The following is a 17,772-nucleotide window of genomic DNA, read 5'->3' as shown; positions in this document are numbered from 1 at the left end:
TGTATTAGTTCTGTTCAACACTCAGCTTTCGCGCATACTCAATCGCATCATTTTCTGGTGCGTTCGAACGGCCAAACGGCTTAGTGATGAACATGTAAAGCAGTCCTGAGATAATTACAATCGCAAGCCCTACCAATACCGTCCAACGGTCAATAAAGCTTTCACCTGCGGCCGGTTGCGCCAGTAACCAAATACCGCACAGGCCATAGGCTAACGCCAGAACGTTTACGATTAATCCCCATGAACCCACAGTCCACTCACCTGCTGGTTTCCAGCCTTTCAGCCGTTGACGAAGCGCAGCCAGTACGACCATCTGGAATGAAATATAGATTCCAATAACCGCAAAGGCCGTGATACGAGCCAGACTATCCGGCTGGAAGTAGACCCAGACGCAGATAATCACCGGCAATAAACAACTCACAATCATGGCGTTATCCGGCACGCTATGTTTAGAGATTTTGGACATCCACTCGCTACCCGGCAACATCTTATCGCGAGAGAAGGAGAATATCAGACGGCTTAATGCAGCCTGCAGTGACAGAATACAAGAGAGCATGGCGATAATAGCGACCACAATAAAGATGGTTGCACCTGTTTCACCCAGCGCCTGGTTCAGAATTGTTGGGATTGGGTCAGCAATTTTACCGTTCACAATGTTAATCAAGTCCGGGGACGACAGCAGATAACCCAGAATCGAAATCACCGCGGAAATTGCGCCAAAGACAATACTCAGAATCATGGCGATTGGAATCTTCTTACCTGGGTTTTTAACCTCTTCAGCCACGTTACCGCATGCTTCAAAGCCAAAGAACATAAACAAACCCATCAGTGATGCAGACATAAATGCAGTGGTGTAATTACCATCGGATGCCAGAACACCCATCGAGTCAAATACCACAGAGAATGGCTGGGAACGGTGGAATATTAACAGATAGATACCTAACGCAATGACACTGACTATTTCACACCAGAAGCCAATTTTGGCGACACGGGCTAAATTCTTCGTTCCGGACATATTCACGCCCATCATTATCAGCAGCAGCACGACAGATGTGAGCATCATGTTGCCTGCGCTGGTTGCGTAGTGAAATAAGGACGCAACAAAGGTGGAGGTGTATTCAGCGATAGAAGTAATGGTGACGACTAAAGCCCACAGGTAAATCCAGGCTGCAATCCACGCATATTTTTTCCCCCATAACCTTCTTGCCCATGGGTACAAACCACCAGTAATTGGGTATTGGGATGCAACTTCACCGAATACCAGCGCCACCAGCAACTGGCCACAGGCAACGATAAGAATCCACCAGATTGCCGGTGGCCCGGCAAGCGTTACCGCCAGCGCAAACAGTGAGTAAACCGCTGTCAGTGGTGATAGGTAGGTAAATCCCAGCGCGAAGTTAGACATCAGCCCTATCGAGCGGTTGAATTGCTCGCCTTTAACTGGCTGATGTTGCAGATTTTCTTTGTCTGTCGTCTGTTCCATATCTTTTCTCTTTATGTGGCATAAGGGCAGGCAGTGTTCATATTTTATAAAACATAATATGTTATATGTATACGCCTAATGTCACATAATTGTTAAGATCGTGAGCATGATTGCAACATTCGCAGATGGGTAGTTTTTTGGGGTCAATCTGGGGTGAACAGCTCAGAGAAAAAGTCGGATGTCGCTTGCGCTAATCCGACCTACGGTGCTGCGGCGCGAGGTATGAAGGGTTTAGAGTTTCACGCAGACATATTTCATTTCTAAGTACTCATCAATACCAAAGCGGGAACCCTCACGGCCGAGACCCGATTGTTTAATCCCGCCAAATGGCGCCACTTCATTGGAAATCAACCCGGTATTCACTCCCACCATGCCATATTCCAGTGCTTCCGGAATTTGCCACTGGCGTTTCGCATCACGGGTAAAGATATAAGCAGCCAGGCCAAATTCCGTGTCATTGGCGTAATTCACTGCTTCATCATCAGTTTCAAATTTAAATAGCGGAGCAACCGGGCCGAATGTCTCTTCTCTGGCAAAACGCATCTCTTGCGTGACATTGGCCACGACCGTTGGCGAGAAGAAATTCCCACCTGATGTATGTTTTTGCCCGCCCGTTAACACCGTGGCCCCTTTATCCAGAGCATCGCGAATATGAAGCTCAACCTTCTCAATCGCTTTAGCATTAATCAGTGGCCCCTGAGTGACCCCGTCATCCATGCCGTTACCGACTTTCAGAGCCTCAACCGCTTTGACTAGCTCAACACTCAGCGCCTGATAAATTCCGCTCTGAACGTAGATGCGGTTAGCGCAAACACAGGTCTGGCCGCTATTGCGGAACTTGGACGCCATGATGCCTTTAACGGCAAGATCGATATCAGCATCATCGAAAATGATAACCGGCGCGTTCCCACCCAGTTCCAGCGACAATTTCTTAATCGTTGGTGCACATTGCGCCATCAATAAGCGCCCTGTCTCGGTTGAGCCCGTGAAGCTGAGTTTACGAACCGTAGCATTGCGACAAAGCTCGCCACCAATCTCTTTTGCATCACCAGTGATGACCTGCAACAACCCCGCAGGAAGCCCTGCTGTTTCAGCCAGTTTTGCCAGTGCCAGTGCGGTTAACGGTGTTTGCTCGGCCGGTTTGACGATAATGGCACAACCCGCCGCTAATGCCGGAGCTACTTTGCGGGTAATCATCGCCGCCGGGAAGTTCCATGGCGTAATGGCTGCACAAACGCCAATTGGCTGTTTGGAGACGATAAAACGCTGATCGGCACTGGTAGGTTGCAACAAGACGCCATCCACCCTTTTCGCTTCTTCAGCAAACCAGGTAATAAACGAAGCCGCATAGTTAATTTCACCCCGCGCTTCAGCAAGCGGTTTGCCACCTTCGAGGGTAATCAATCGGGCTAGATCTTCGCTATTTTCGTGAATCAGGCTCACCCAACTGTGCAGGATTTTGGCCCGACTTGCCGCAGTCTGTTTTTTCCACTCTTTTTGCGCGACTTCAGCCGCAGTAATTGCCTGTACTGTCTCGGCCTGCCCCATAAAAGGAACCTCAGCGATTTTCTCGCCTGTCGCAGCATTCAAAACTGGGGCTGTTTTACCAGACAGTGCATTACTCCACTCACCATCAAGCGGACAGGTAGTTAGCAGCAAGTCTGCATTGTTTAATTCAATCATCTGTAGTCTCACAATTGCGTCGCGTTCTTAATAATATTTAATGCCTGGTCAAACTGAGCATCCGGAATAGTCAGCGGATAGAGGAAACGAATTACGTTGCCATTTTGGCCGCAGGTCAGTAGCAATAACCCCTGCTCTAATGCTCGTTGTTGAATCTGCTGGGCAATAGCGGCAGATGGCTCACCTGTTGATGGGTCATAAAACTCAGCGGCGATCATCGAACCCAACCCGCGAATTTCAGCTAATGCTGGGCAACTCTCTTTAATATCAAGCAGCGTTTTTGTCAGCCGCTCACCTAATGTGTCTGCACGTTGGCACAGTTTTTCTTCCGCAATCACATCCAGCACCGCATGAGCCGAAGCAACCGCAAGAGGGTTACCTGCGTAAGTTCCCCCCAGACCGCCAGGTGCTGGCGCGTCCATGATTTCCGCTCGACCCACCACACCTGACAGTGGCATGCCACCTGCCAGGCTTTTCGCCATGGTCATGAGATCGGCTTGATGCGCGTAATGGTCCATGGCAAACATTTTACCGGTACGGGCAAATCCGCTTTGCACTTCATCGGCAATCATCACGATGCCGTGGGTATTACAAATCTGGCGAATCGCAGCCACAAATTCAGGCGGTGCTACATTAAAACCACCTTCGCCCTGTACTGGCTCAAAGATAATCGCGGCTACCTGGGTGGCTTCGATATCGGACTTGAACAGTCGCTCAATGGCTTTCACCGCATCGTCAGTCGAAGTACCGTTCAACTGCGACGGATACGGCACGTGATAAATGGAGCCAGGGAATGGCCCGAAGCCGATTTTATAGGGAGCCACTTTGCCGGTTAACGCCATAGTCATATAGGTACGACCGTGGAACCCACCGCTAAAGGCAATCACGCCTGGGCGGCCAGTATGAGCACGGGCGATCTTCACGGCGTTCTCAACGGCTTCAGCGCCGGTGGTAAAAAATGTCGTTTTCTTAGGCCCAAAAATCGGAGCCACTTTGTTAATTTTTTCCGCCAGTGACACATAACTTTCGTAAGGGACAATCTGATAAGCGGTATGTGTAAATGAATGGAGTTGCTGCTCAATAGCCTGTACCAGGCGTGGGTGACGATGGCCGGTGTTCAACACGGCGATGCCCGCAGCAAAATCGATATATTGTTTCCCTTCTACATCCGTGATGGTGCTATTTTCTGCCGTCTGGGCAAAGAAATTACACATCACACCTACCCCGCGCGGAGTAGCAGCCAGACGACGTTGATGGAGTTCGTTATTACTCATTTTTTTATCCCTCGCACACAAAACAGATTTACAGGTTGAATTACGAGATCCATTTAGACAGTATCTGGTACCTGAATCGAGTGCCAAATCGTTTTATTATTAGGATCCAAATGCGTTCACTTGCCGTAGATGTGATTAAGCAGGCATTTAGCCAGACACCTGCCGAGAAACTTCATAAGAAACTTTATGTTGCGATATGTAATTGCATTCTCGAGGGGAGTCTACGCCCGGCCACGCGGATGCCGCCTTCCCGCGATTTGGCCAGCGAATTGGTACTGTCGCGTAATACGGTTTTGCGGGTCTACGAGCAGTTACAGGCTGAAGGCTATATCTCGACGCGCACCAGCAGTGGCACGTTTGTCACCGAAAGTGTGCTTGATAACCTCAACACACAAGTTGCGAAAACACTCCAGACCGCCCAGCCTGAAGACCGCTCGAGCCTGTCGCTACGCGGCCTTGAACTGCTTGAGAACGCCAGTGCCAGCCCTGCACAATGGGGGGACTTTATTCCCGGCGTGCCTGATGTAAACAGCTTCCCGCATCGGACTTTTAAGAAGATTTATGATCGTATTTCCCGGCGCTTAAACCCCGAATATCTCACTTATGATGCGGTAGGTGGGCTGGAGGATTTAAAGGCTGCGCTATCAGATTATCTACGTACCGCGCGCGGTGTGAAATGCTCAACCGATCAAATATTGATAACCGAAGGAATTCATCAGGCGCTGGATTTAGTCACTCGTACGTTGTGTAACCCTGGTGACCATGCCTGGATTGAAGAACCCGGTTATTGGGGAATTAAAAATATCTTACGCATGAACGCCGTGAGTATTTCAGCACTTGAAGTCGATGACCAGGGGCTGGTTCCGCAAGCATTGCCGGTTGAAAAGCCGAAATTGATTTTCGTCACCCCTTCGCATCAATATCCGCTGGGTTCAGTAATGAGTTTACCGCGCCGTCAGTTATTACTTTCCCAGGCTCGGGAGTTCCACAGCTGGATTGTAGAAGATGATTATGACAGCGAGTTTCGTTTCTCAGGCCAGCCCATTCCTTCACTTCAGGGGCTTGAAGAAGATAGCCCGGTTATTTACATCGGCACCTTCAGTAAAACGCTGTATCCCGCGCTACGACTGGGTTACGTGGTGCTTCCTAAACCCTTAGCCGCCCCGTTGAAAAAGGTGCATAACGAGCTATACCGTAGTGGCCATCAGGTCATTCAGGCAGCCCTTGCTGAATTTATCAAAGAAGGATATTACGCCGCGCACATTCGCAAAATGCGCCAGTTATATAGCAAACGTCGTAACCAACTGGTTGAGTTAATTAAGCAGCATTTAGGTGAAGAGTATCTGGGCTATTTCAACAGCAATGCCGGGCTGCATCTGATTATTCAACTTCCGCCCGACGCAGATGATATGCAGATTGCAAAACAGGCGAATGCAGAAGGCATTTTAGTCAGGCCGTTATCGCGTTATTACTTTAATCAACAGAAATCCAAAGGGTTATTAGTTGGATTTGCCAGTATCAAAGATAGCGATATGCTCCCGTCATTTGTACACCTCGCGAACATTATCAAGCAAAAAATTATAATAGATTAGTTATAGGTTAAGGTTAGTGTCGCTGTAGCATTCGCTTTACCAGGTTTTACCACCGCTGCGGTTTTGTAATATACCGCGCTAAAGGTTAATTTTTCCTGCGCAGTAGCTCCACCGGCGGTAACCTTTCCACTACTTCGAGTTGATGTGATGAGTGAGATGGGGGTGTTCAACTGTAAACCATTAGAGCCACTATTGTACTGGCTGGTTTTTAAACCCAACTGCACTCCAACACCGCTGGCAACACCTTCATCCCCAGCCCCGGTAAGCGCTATCACCGTATGATTTACATCATCTTCTTTAGATTCAGCCGCTGTGACAGATAAAGACACATTCGTTCCCGGTTCACAACTCAGATTGACATCCTGTGTGGGTACCGAACCTACCTTAGTTTGCCCATCAAATTGACCCAAGTCGACTTTGCCAAAAGGAAAGCTTATTGCGGAGACATCTGCTGAACATCCCACAGCTTTAATAATCACATCTGCATTGGAAAGGGCCAAGTCTGAAGCAACGACACCAGCAGCACTGCGAGAAGCACTTTCCCGAAATTCAACTTGTGCAACAGGACTCCCAAAAGTTAACGTTCCGGCAGAAATCGGGGCTCCTGTTGCGACAAGCCAGATCATATAGGAGGACCCTCTTAACGTATGGTCACCTCTAGATCCAGATCCATCACGCCAACTGTTATCTACTGTCATCTGTCCATCATAAGGACCCGCCTGGTTATATACCAGGACCTGGACACCTATCCCTTCGATATTTGTTGGCATAACATCGCTATATGTCGCCCCTTCAACCTGGGGGGAATTATTGTAAAAAAAGCCAACTTTATAACCGCTACCACAGTTAGCTATAGTTAGTTGTGGATTGTTACCTTCATGTACGCCGGAAGTATAAAGGACCTCACCAGATACATATTGCCGACTTTCAATAACTATCTCCTCAGGGAGACTAACCATTGATCTTGAAATACTATTGTCAGCAAAAAGACCTCCATTACGTGTACATGTTGCATAGCAATTATGAGAAACAAATGTTCCGCACATTAAAAAAATAACCGCTGTGGTTTTTAGTATTTTATTAAACACATTTTTCATAGGGGATGCCGAAATTATTGATAAGTAAAACCTAGGGTTACTGTTGATTTAAAATCACCCGCGGTAGGTGTACCATGAGGTGAATATAAACGCGATGCAAATTTGAATGTGCCAGTACCCGTCTCAGTATTTATGGGAAAGTTATAGTTGACTCCACTTGCCAGATTAGTAATGGGTTTTCCATCTAAGTTAAACAGTTGAAGACCTATATCCTGGCTACCTTCAACAATATCATTTGCATAAATAACACTCGAGAAACTTGGGTCTGCTGAATAAGGTGTCCCAGAAAATGTAACCGTCGCTAATGATGCCTGATCTGAACAACCACTAAGGTTAATGTCAACAGTAATTAACCCACTGCTCGCTCCGGGACTTGATAGATCAGAGCGTGAAAATTGGCCTAGCTCTACAGTATCAGCCACGGCTACATTACAAGACGGTGCAACAATCTCACCTGTTATATCAATATTTATTTGATCAGAGCTCTTTAATGCAGAAGCATTAGAGGCGACAAATAATAAAATGCATGCGCAGAGTATATTAATTACATTTTTCATGAAGAATTTCCACACCTGATTCGCTTTTCTTTTCTGGCAAATGATAATTCACAGTACATTGTTCATCATTGCCCTCCCCCCAAACAACTAGTAATTTTCCTGCTTCATCAAGTCCGGTAAAGTAAACTTTTTGTTCATCACCAACGATACTACTATGGCGTTTTTCAATGTCAGCAACACTATTCGTCACCGTTGCACCAAATGGTATAGGCTTCCCTTGAGAGCGAGATAATGTTATTAATGCACGATAACCAAGGTTAGCATTATATTTTGCAACAACAACAGCCCCGCGTGTAGGAATAACATTTTTGCTAGTTTCCTCCAATTCCAGATTATTGTCTTCAAGGTTGTCAGTGGAAAGTGAGATGCTATTCTTTCTATAAGGACTTGCATATGGTACAACCGCAAAGCCTTTATTATCAGTTTTAATACCAGCCTGGTTACTTAGTGGTATACCTTCAGCGCCCGATGTATTAACCAAAACAACAGTATCATTATAAGGTTGAGATAAGGTTATTCCTTCAGAATGAATTAATATCCCACCCTGCACACCATAATTGAGACGATTAACATTTGCATCGTAGGCATAGCCGCCAGTAAGTTGGGTATTTTGCCCCTTATAATTAGCACTTACTCCGCCATTGGTTTTTTTATTAGTCTCTGAATAACCTTCCTGAACATTCCAGTTAAGTGTACGATCATCAAATGCTGTACCATTCATGCCAATATTATGAGTGGCAGGCCCATTTTTACTGGTATTCAGACTATAAGTAGCTGTAGCCGATGGCAGGAATTTATCTAGCGGCACGCTGATATTAAATGAAAATTGTTGATCGTTTTCATCATGCTCGCCTTCGCTGTTTTCAGCGCTAATATTATAAGAATAATTCAAACCATAACTAATCCCATTACAACTATTGTTATAGCTTAAGCTAACAGAGGATTCTTTTTTATTATTCCAATAAGATTCATGGACCAAATTGGCAGATAATGAACCATAAATAATATCTTGCGCAATGGAGAGTTCCGTTCTGTTTTTACGCCTTTTGTTGTCATCAGAATCATCATAATTATAACTCTGCAACGTATCCTGCAATGAATAGTAGCCGGAAGTAGAGTATCTATAACCGGCAATGGTGACATTGGTTCCTGTCTTAAGCATATTTTTGCTATAGCGTAAACGTAGAGACTGACCACTCTCTTTCTGAGTCGTTTCATTCTTTTGGTTTCCACTATTTATCGTCGACCATGCTTGAGTGACGTCAGTAGATATAGCACCAAAGTCACCTAAGTTTACACCCAGCCCCAGAGAAGCAGAGTGAAAATCAATATCTGTGGCCTCAATTCCGCTATAAACAGTAAAACCCTGCGGCAAGCCATAAATGGCCGTTAATTCAGCAAAACTTGCATCTTTACTACCACCTGTTCGCGTATTACCCATCGTCGTTGAATATTTGAAGTGACCTTCACGCTGCAGAATGGGCAATGATGCGTAGGCGACAGTGAAATGTTGCTCACTACCATCGGATTCCTTAATGGTGACAGACATGTCCCCAGCCCCACCCGTTGGAAACATATCGTTGATTTCAAAAGGCCCTGGAGCGACTGAAGTTTTATAAATACTGTACCCGTTCTGGTAAACAGTCACTTCAGCGTTAGTTCTGGCGATTCCGCGGATGACAGGGGCATATCCCTTCAGGCTGTCAGGTGTCATATCTTCATCTGAAGATAGCTGTGCCCCCATAAATGCCATACTGTCAAAAATATCACCAGATGTGCTACTGTCACCCGCCGTAAATTGTGCACGCAACGGTTTAATGTCTCTCGATATATAACTATTTACAGAATCCCATTCGTTTTCACCATTAGTGTCATGGCTCCATGTTGAATAGTTCCTGAAGCGCCAAGGACCAATATTAACCCCGGGATGAAAATTACCATATTGGCTATTAACCGTATCGTGGCTACCTTGTCGATTTTTCGTAGTCATTCCATTTAGACTATAATTGAACAACAAGGCATTAATCCCTTCATCCCATTTCTCAGGTGAAATATAACCGCGCCCCATTGATTCCAGTGCAACCTGAGGGATGCTGACATTTAATCTTTGCTTATTAAAATCCAGTATAGAAGTTGCTTGAGGAATTGCCGAAAAATCAGCGCAATGATCTGAGTTAACGCTAATTTTTGGATATTCCTCAATCTTCACCCCCCATGATTTTAACTGCTGAGAGGTAAAACATGCTTGTAACATAGTTGATCCTCTAGCATCCTTGCTAGAGATAAATGTAATGTCTTGCGTATCAACTTGCTCATTATTAATAAAAACATCAAGTCGATAAGTACCCGGTGCTTGCTCGCCTTTCTCAAACGCTGAAAGATCCACGGAAGACATTTTAGACTCTGTCATTTCAAGTAACGCAGGGTTGAATCGTTCTTCAGCAATTACATGACCAACAGGTAATAAGGCTGATGCCAATACACAAGATACAACGGAATAATTATATTTATAACTCATAGCATTCCATTAGACCTCATATTGCTTTGCAAAAAATATACTGCACTTATCAAATATTGGATTTATGCTCAGGGCCAGCCATACCAAAATCGTTGTAGATTCTCCAGGTAATCCCTCCTGAATTTACTCCTTTTGGTACTGTATAACTGGCTGTTTGTCCGGGTGCAACAAAAGTCGTTGAAGATATACTTTTGTCATTTATTTTCACTTCTGCAAAGTTCATATAATATTTAGTTGGGTTGCGGACAGAAAGAATATCCCCTGTTAATTTCCAACTAAGCTGCCCCGTAACGTTTTCAGGATAAGTCCCCTTTAACATTCTAGGGCGATAAATAAGTTTAATACGATTATTAACTGCTATTTGCACACTATTATTTGGTTGTTCTCCCGTGGTCGCCGGAATACCTTTTACATTTAACCAATACATACTTTCTTTATCTTCTGGCAATGCCAATCCTGAGCGTACAATACGCAGAACATTTTTTTCACCAACATTAAGACGAAATAGTGGCGGCGTGATAATAATTGCATCCGTTGATGGGCCATTTTTATCTATTGGACTAATCCAAGACTGAACCAAATTTGCAACATTATCTTTATTCGTAATAGAAAGTGAAGTCTCTTTTTTACTGCCATCATAAACTACTCGTGTCCCACCAACCGTAACACTGGCTTGCACACCACCGGTGAAAATAGCTAATAGAAGAAAATAAAATGAGATGCGTTCTTTAAAATTCATACTTATTACTCATTAAATTTACCAGGTGCTGTATTAAAATATCTCAGAACCTGGTAGGAAATATATTTATTCGTAGCTCACGTTATAGGTCACAGCTGTAGAAACATTACCCTTAGTTGCCCCAAGTGCCGTGGCAACTAAGCTGGCAACATAATTATAAGTTTGATCGCCACCTGCCGGGTTAATATTGATTACAGTATTGCCATCATTATTAATAATTGCAGTTCCTGCTGGATCTTTTATCAAGATGCCAACATTGTCTGCTGCCGCAGCATCTGTCAGGTCATTTTTAAAATAAGTATTATCTCCCTCTGTCGAGCCACTAAATTTAATGTATGCCTTAGTTGGCACTCCAGCAGCAGCAGCAGGGCAAGCTGTTAAAGCAATAGGAAATGTTTTTGGTGCACCTGTTTGTCCGGCAACTGCAAGATCGGTAACGGGTGTTTCACCTAAATCAAGCGTAGCTGTACCATCATTAACTACTACTGTACAAGCTGTATCAATTACTTTTCCTGTAAAAGTAATTTTATTATCCGCGCACGCAATGTTTGCTGTAAGCAAAGCGATGCTAAATACACTTAAGTTCAGAATATTTAAAGATTTATTGTTCATACACACTCCGAAATTTTGATAAAAGCACTGGGTTAAATGAATATTAAAAGAGATTTCAGCAATTCCTTTGCAATAAGGGCAAAATCCGAAAATGGAATTCGTCTACCTGGCAATATGGACTTGAATTATATATTGCTTCGGGGAACTTTTTTTCGCAATTGAGTGAAATCTCAACACGCATCTTACAAGGATGCTTCCGGTACACAACTGGGGTGCACGCCTCTTATTGGATTTTAAATCCAATATCGGACTAAAAATCCAACTTAGCACTTCAGAAATTTTTTCTTACGCTGTAAAATCACTATATATATTAAATTAACTATACGTTATATTTATCGATGCGCAGATCACTGCTGAGACAACTAACTTAGTGAGAATTTTATGGACAAAATGGTTGATAATCTACTGGATGTAGAAACGCAATATACCGCTGCTGTAGAAAAAATTTTTACCGCCATGAACGATATTGGCAAGAAGCATACTTACAAAAAGAATGAAATTTTTTTCGATTTTAAATGTGACGAGCAAAATATATTACTAATAGAATCAGGAACCTTTGCATTTTATCGCCAGCCTGATCGCCTCCTAATCCAAGAGACTTCGGCCCCAGCAATATTTGGCCTGGTAATGGTTCCGCATAAACCTGATATTATAATTTCCGCACATAGTAAGTTAAGTGTAAGGAGTGTTCCAAGAGAGTCAGCGTTGAGAATTATTGAACAGGAAGGAATGTGGTATGAAGTAGCGATTGTACTTGGGAGGATAATCAAAGTTTATGTTGAGCGTGATATTAACCTAATAGCCCGAGATGCATATCACATTGTAAAACATCACTTAAATTTATTAAAATCATTACCGATTGAAGAGCGTTACTCCACTACGGCAGTGAAATTCATTACAAGCCGCAGTATGCTTTCTCGCAGTAGAGTAATGGATATTCTTAAGAAACTCAATGACGGTGAATACATTATAATTAAAAATGGAATACTGAATAAGATAAACTTCCTACCAGATAAATTTTAGAAACACTTAATTAAAACAATTAGTTATGGCATCATTTAAAAATCAAAATAGAACCCCTATCTCCAATTTGACCGATACTTTTAGGTCTGAATTTTTAAACCATCAATTTATAAGTAATTATGTCACTTATGATAAGTATTCCTATAATATATTTTCACCCACCAACATTTAAAAGAGAAATGCAATGAATTTTATCACATGGAGCAATGACAATTTTTTGATACAGTTGTACGTAATATTTTTTACTCGATAGTCAGTAAATTCATTGACAATCTAAAACAATTAACTTTAATTACTTATCAAGAATAAACCCCCATTTTAACTTCGGTCAGATAAGCGACATTATTTTTATGACAAACAACCTGGAAGATAAAACATTTTTGACAAAGAATGAATACATTATCTCTCAACTTTTTTCAATTCATTTAATGCGTGGAAGCGAAATACAACGTGTGTTTAACACACAAATAGCCTTAATTAATATAATAAAGGTAAAATTAATCGAGCGAATTATTCAACTTTTTAAAAAACTGCTATTAACACCGATGGAGAGTTACGTTTTAAGCTTATTGCTCCAGGAAAAAGACTTATGTTATATCGCGGAGATATCGACGCTATCTGTGAAAACCATTAATGCCCATAAACGTCCCATAATGAAAAAAGTACACGTTAAAAAATAGTTAAACTCGTTGAAAAGATAGTTTTCAAACCTAAGGCAGACAATCTACTGCTTGAGTTATCGCGCGAAAAGCTGGATTTAGTACGCAGTAATGACACCAGAAATGCAGAGGTTAAGCCGATGTTTGATTCTGTTTATGATACAGATTCCAGAAGAAAGCCTGATAAAACAGGCCGATTTTTGCTGACGCTTCTACAGATATTCCGGGTTATTCAACCTCTCTATTGCACCTCAACATTAAAATGTTATAACATAACAATACATTTCTACTTACAATCGGTATTTTTATGAAATCATCTCTCCCCGCTATGGTTCTCAGCCTTGGCATTCTACTCAGTAGTGGTAACACACTCGCGCATGGTCATTCGCATGGAACGTCTTTAACCGAGACGGAAAAGAAAGCCAGCGAAGGCGTGTTTGAAAATACACAGGTGAAGGATCGTGCACTAAGCGATTGGGATGGAGTGTGGCAGTCAGTCAATCCTTATCTGTTAAACGGCGACTTAGATGTGGTGATGGAGAAAAAAGCGCGCAACAATAGCAGCAAAACTGCGGCGCAATATAAAGAGTATTACAAGAAAGGCTATGCCACTGATATTGATATGATTGGCATCGAGAATAACGTCATCGAATTCCATCGCGGTGACACGGTAAATTCCTGCCAGTACACGTACGCCGGTTATAAAATCCTGACTTACACTTCAGGGAAAAAAGGCGTGCGCTATCTGTTTGAATGCAAAGACAGCCAATCAAAAGCACCTAAATACGTGCAGTTTAGCGACCATATTATCTCCCCACGTAAATCCGAACATTTCCATATATTCATGGGGAATGATTCACAGCAATCCTTACTCAATGAGATGGATAACTGGCCGACGTTTTACCAATACAATTTGTCCAAAGAACAAGTTGTCCATGAGATGCTTGAGCACTGATTGTTTATCAATTTCACACCACCACACATATTGATTTACCTGCGACCATCATCCCCTGGTGGTCGCAAACCCTTTCCCCGAACGATTAATGTACGTAATTAAAACAACAGTTCAGTAATGCGACATAATCGGCTTTCACAATCTCTCGTTCCGCTACAATTAATACCATTCACAGATTCAGCAATGAGCTTTTCACGGACAATAAACTCAAAAAACCTGCAGGAGTAGCTAATGAAGCAACCTCGTTTTAGTGGTGTTATCCCCCCGGTTCCTACATTGTTTGATGCGCATGGTGAATTCGATGGTGTCGCACAGGCAATGTTAATTGAACACCTGGTCTCATCGCCTGTTAATGGCTTGTTCTTTCTCGGCAGCGCCGGAGAATTTGCCCATATGTCTGAAGCACAGCGGGCACAGGTTGCAGAGTTTTGTATAAAGAAGGTTGCAGGTAGAAAGCCCGTTTTGATAGGGATTGCCCACTGTGGCACACAACAGACCATTGATGCCGGGCTTCATGCCCAAAAACTGGGTGCCAGTGGCGTGGTAGTGGTCAACCCGTGGTACAACCCGTTAAGTAATGCAAATCTGCTGAGTCATTACAAAGCCATCGCCAGCGCACTTGAGTTGCCGATTCTTCTGTATAACTTCCCCGCCCTGACAGGCCAGGCTATCCCGGTGCCTGTTATTCGTGAGCTGGCGCTAAGCTGCCCAAATATTGTCGGGCTGAAAGATACCGTGGATACCTTGTCCCATATTCGTGAAACCATCCACGCGGTGAAACCGGACAGACCCGACTTTGCGATCTTCGCCGGGTATGATGAATACCTGCTGGGAACATTGATCCTCGGTGGTGATGGCTGCATCCCCGCCAGCGCGAACTTCGCCCCGCAACTGACCTGTGGGATCCTTGATGCATGGCGCAAACAAGATCTTTCACGGGCCATTGAATTACAACAATCGCTGTCCTGGATACCGCCGCTTTATAGTATGGACTTGCCGTTTTACAACGCAGTGAAATATGCCCTACGCCTGGCAGGCCTGAATATCCCGGTGTATTCATTGCCACCGGCCACGCCGTTAACGGAAGAGATGAAGGTTGAGATAGAAAATATTCTTAATCGTGCGGGAGTCATTAACACTCAGGAAAAGAACTGAAGTCGCGCTAATAACTGCGGTCACCAGTGGGCTGACCGCAGTTACACTACATATCAGGTAAGAGCCACCGGCTTCGGTAAACGCTTATAGAATCGAGTCTTCACCATTCCAATCACGATACCAATCACAAGCCAGGTAAAGCCTATCTTCATGGTGGCTGAGTCGAAATTCACCCAGACATACATCAAAATGGCAGTCCCTATCAGCGGGAATAACAGATTGGAGAGAATTTCACGCACACTATTGCGGCGTTTCTCTTTGATAAAGAACATCCAAATTACGCTGATATTTAAAATGATAAACGAACTCATCGCGCCGAAGTTAATCAGCTTCGCCAGGAAGTCTATCGACAGCGATAACCCGAGAACCAAAGACAGCGCACCAATCGCAATGGTACTGATCCATGGCGTACGGTAGGTTGGATGGATTTTGGCAAACATAGAAGGCAGGAAGTGGTCACGCGCCATGCCAAAGACAATACGTGAAGCCGCAGCCTGTGCCGCTAATGTGTTGGCAATGCCCACCGCAAGGATGTTAACGACCAGCAGGAAAATCTTCAGCGGTGCGCCACCCGCAAGGAATGCTGCATCAAAGAAGGCACTATCCGCATCCATCTTCATAAAGTCAGGCTGGATAAGCGTTGCGATATAACACTGCAGAATGAACAACCCACCGACGATAAATAGCGCGGCAATAATCGCTTTACCAATATCTTTAGTCGGATTTTTAGCCTCTTCAGCAAGCGTACTAATTCCGTCAAAACCAAGGAAAGAGAGCGCTGCAATTGTGACGGCCGTACCAATGAATTGCGGGTTAATGACATTCGGTTGATAGAACGGTGTCAGGGTAAACTCTCCCACACCACCGCCATGCGCAATATAGTTGATGCCTACTACCAGGAACACAATTAGCGCCAGAGCAGAAATACTGAAAATGAAAATATCGGCCTTCGCCGTATTTTCAATACCGCGAATATTCACCCAGCAGTTTGTCAGCATAAAGAATGCAATCCACACCCAGCCTGGAATAAACGGCAGCAAGTCAGTACACCAGGTCGCAGTCATTGCGTATAGCAATGCCGGTGCAAAGAGGTAATCCATCATAATCAGCCAGCCTGCAAGGAAACCGATATGCGGGTTAGTGGCTTTATTGACGTAGGCATAAACAGAACCCGCAATCGGGTAGCGGCGGGACATTTTGCGATAGCTCAACGCGGTAAAAATCATACACGCGACGCCCACTACATACACCAGCGGTGCCATGCCGTGACTTTCTTTACTGACAAAACCAAAAATGGACATTGGCGCAATGATGACCATAAAGACAAGGCCGTAGATAACCAAATCTTTATAACTCAGAGTGACTTTCAATGTTGGTTCAGCGGATGCGTTCTTCATGCTTCACTCCGGGAAATTAACGGCTTATCGATTCTTTTTGGTGTGCCAATACGCACAATCAAATCAACCAGACACGGTTTGCATGCCTGGCAAATTTCAGTGTCACTTTGCAAACTCATGTACAGATAAGCGTCGGTCAGATCCCAGCCGTACGCCTTGCAGATAAGCGACTGCATTTGCTCAGCGGCAAGTTTCAACGCATCGGGATATTGTGCAGCACTGGCGATGGTGTACCATTTTTCTGGCGTTTCCAGCACCGGCCATTGAATAGACTGCCCCTTAAGAATCGTTAGGCGTACGTCCACTTCCCCGCAGATTTCCAGCCCCGTACCGCATAACTCCCCATCACCCATCACCGCGTGGAGATCGCCAAGAGCAAATAACGCACCTTCTACCTGAATCGGTAAATAGAGCACCGCACCTTTCTTAATCTGTTTGCAGTCCATATTCCCGCCGTGATTTCCCGGGAATCCGCAACGGACTTCGCCATGCGCCGGGGCAACACCAATCACACCAACCATTGGGTCGATAGGAATTTGAAGGTCGTTGAACAGCGCTTTACCGTCAATGATTTCAACAGGCTTAGTGCGAATTTCCTGGGTATCACTAAGCGGGCCACAGCCTGGTAAAGTGGTGACTACACCACGTGCCGCAACACGGATATCGAGAATTTCGACCACCAGAATATCGCCTGGCTGCGCACTTTCGACGAACACCGGCCCGGTTGCAGGGTTGGCCGTATCGTAGTTAAAGGAGGTGGTTAGATCAGACTGGTCAACAATTCGTCCTGAAAAGCAGTCTTGTGTTTTGAAGGTTAACGTATCCCCGTCGACCGCCCGAGCAACGGGTTCATTCGTTGCTGCAAACTGATAAGAAAATTGAGTAATGATTGTCTTGCCCATAAAAGCCTTCATATTGTGTTGCGCGGTCTATTTCCGCTTATGTTTTGCATTTATCGCCTACCTGTTGCGGTAGAACTTGTTATTTGATGTTAATTATTAAAACAAATAAACCCGCCATTATTTCAG

15 protein-coding genes are annotated in these 17,772 nt (G+C 44.3%); 5 read left to right on the top strand and 10 right to left on the bottom strand.

Translation table 11 applies throughout. From position 1 onward, the window contains the following. Positions 1-4: 4 nt before the first annotated feature. From LVQ77_RS00535 to puuE, 3 genes are all read right to left on the bottom strand, one after another. A complete protein-coding gene (locus LVQ77_RS00535; RefSeq protein ID WP_151995721.1) occupies positions 5-1,483 on the bottom strand; it encodes an APC family permease in 1,479 nt (492 codons plus the stop codon). A gap of 231 nt (positions 1,484-1,714) precedes the next feature. Further along, positions 1,715-3,163 carry an NAD-dependent succinate-semialdehyde dehydrogenase gene (locus LVQ77_RS00530; protein ID WP_232903921.1) on the bottom strand — a complete coding sequence of 483 codons (1,449 nt, stop codon included), beginning with the start codon at positions 3,161-3,163 and terminating at the stop codon, positions 1,715-1,717. An 11-nt stretch (positions 3,164-3,174) separates the two neighbouring features. Then, positions 3,175-4,440, bottom strand: coding sequence for a 4-aminobutyrate transaminase (gene puuE, locus LVQ77_RS00525; RefSeq protein ID WP_232903370.1), 1,266 nt, complete (start codon positions 4,438-4,440; stop codon positions 3,175-3,177). Positions 4,441-4,550: 110 nt separating this feature from the next. Here puuE and pdxR point away from each other — a divergent pair, with 110 nt between their 5' ends. Next, positions 4,551-6,032: a MocR-like pyridoxine biosynthesis transcription factor PdxR gene (gene pdxR, locus LVQ77_RS00520; protein ID WP_232903369.1), complete on the top strand. Its 1,482-nt coding sequence runs from the start codon at positions 4,551-4,553 to the stop codon at positions 6,030-6,032. On the opposite strand, the gene LVQ77_RS00515 is transcribed toward pdxR, so the two are convergent. The 5 genes from LVQ77_RS00515 to LVQ77_RS00495 all read right to left on the bottom strand — a co-directional run bounded on the left by LVQ77_RS00515 (position 6,029) and on the right by LVQ77_RS00495 (position 11,555). Then, a complete protein-coding gene (locus LVQ77_RS00515; protein WP_232863458.1) occupies positions 6,029-7,129 on the bottom strand; it encodes a type 1 fimbrial protein in 1,101 nt (366 codons plus the stop codon). The genes pdxR and LVQ77_RS00515 overlap by 4 nt on opposite strands. Before the next feature lie 14 nt (positions 7,130-7,143). After that, positions 7,144-7,686 (bottom strand): fimbrial protein, encoded by a 543-nt coding sequence (locus LVQ77_RS00510; protein ID WP_232903368.1) that lies wholly within the window; start codon positions 7,684-7,686, stop codon positions 7,144-7,146. Then, positions 7,670-10,204, bottom strand: a complete 2,535-nt coding sequence (locus tag LVQ77_RS00505) for a fimbria/pilus outer membrane usher protein (protein ID WP_232903367.1) — start codon at positions 10,202-10,204, stop codon at positions 7,670-7,672. Before LVQ77_RS00505 ends, LVQ77_RS00510 begins: the two co-directional genes overlap by 17 nt. 49 nt (positions 10,205-10,253) lie before the next feature. Continuing rightward, complete coding sequence (locus tag LVQ77_RS00500) at positions 10,254-10,943, bottom strand: fimbria/pilus periplasmic chaperone (protein WP_232903366.1); 690 nt, start codon at positions 10,941-10,943, stop codon at positions 10,254-10,256. A gap of 66 nt (positions 10,944-11,009) precedes the next feature. Next, entirely contained in the window at positions 11,010-11,555 is a 546-nt protein-coding gene (locus LVQ77_RS00495; RefSeq protein ID WP_232903365.1) for a fimbrial protein, read from the bottom strand. Positions 11,556-11,936: 381 nt separating this feature from the next. Here LVQ77_RS00495 and LVQ77_RS00490 point away from each other — a divergent pair, with 381 nt between their 5' ends. From LVQ77_RS00490 to LVQ77_RS00480, 4 genes are all read left to right on the top strand, one after another. Then, a complete protein-coding gene (locus LVQ77_RS00490; RefSeq protein WP_232903364.1) occupies positions 11,937-12,578 on the top strand; it encodes a helix-turn-helix domain-containing protein in 642 nt (213 codons plus the stop codon). A gap of 350 nt (positions 12,579-12,928) precedes the next feature. Then, positions 12,929-13,258: a helix-turn-helix transcriptional regulator gene (locus LVQ77_RS22300; RefSeq protein ID WP_370644898.1), complete on the top strand. Its 330-nt coding sequence runs from the start codon at positions 12,929-12,931 to the stop codon at positions 13,256-13,258. 286 nt (positions 13,259-13,544) lie between these two features. Then, on the top strand, positions 13,545-14,192 hold the full coding sequence (gene zinT / locus LVQ77_RS00485) for a metal-binding protein ZinT (RefSeq protein WP_232903363.1): 648 nt from the start codon (positions 13,545-13,547) through the stop codon (positions 14,190-14,192). A gap of 231 nt (positions 14,193-14,423) precedes the next feature. Beyond that, positions 14,424-15,347: a dihydrodipicolinate synthase family protein gene (locus LVQ77_RS00480; protein ID WP_232903362.1), complete on the top strand. Its 924-nt coding sequence runs from the start codon at positions 14,424-14,426 to the stop codon at positions 15,345-15,347. 53 nt (positions 15,348-15,400) lie between these two features. Here the strand turns inward: LVQ77_RS00480 and LVQ77_RS00475 are convergent, their stop codons facing one another. Both LVQ77_RS00475 and LVQ77_RS00470 read right to left on the bottom strand, forming a co-directional pair. Then, positions 15,401-16,744, bottom strand: coding sequence for an APC family permease (locus LVQ77_RS00475; protein ID WP_151995716.1), 1,344 nt, complete (start codon positions 16,742-16,744; stop codon positions 15,401-15,403). Continuing rightward, positions 16,741-17,646: an acetamidase/formamidase family protein gene (locus LVQ77_RS00470; RefSeq protein ID WP_232863450.1), complete on the bottom strand. Its 906-nt coding sequence runs from the start codon at positions 17,644-17,646 to the stop codon at positions 16,741-16,743. Before LVQ77_RS00470 ends, LVQ77_RS00475 begins: the two co-directional genes overlap by 4 nt. Between the last annotated feature and the right edge of the window lie 126 nt (positions 17,647-17,772).

The sequence above is a fragment of the Buttiauxella cochleicola genome, assembly GCF_021282435.1.
Lineage (GTDB): Bacteria > Pseudomonadota > Gammaproteobacteria > Enterobacterales > Enterobacteriaceae > Buttiauxella > Buttiauxella massiliensis.
This window is presented reverse-complemented; position numbering and strand designations above follow the sequence as displayed.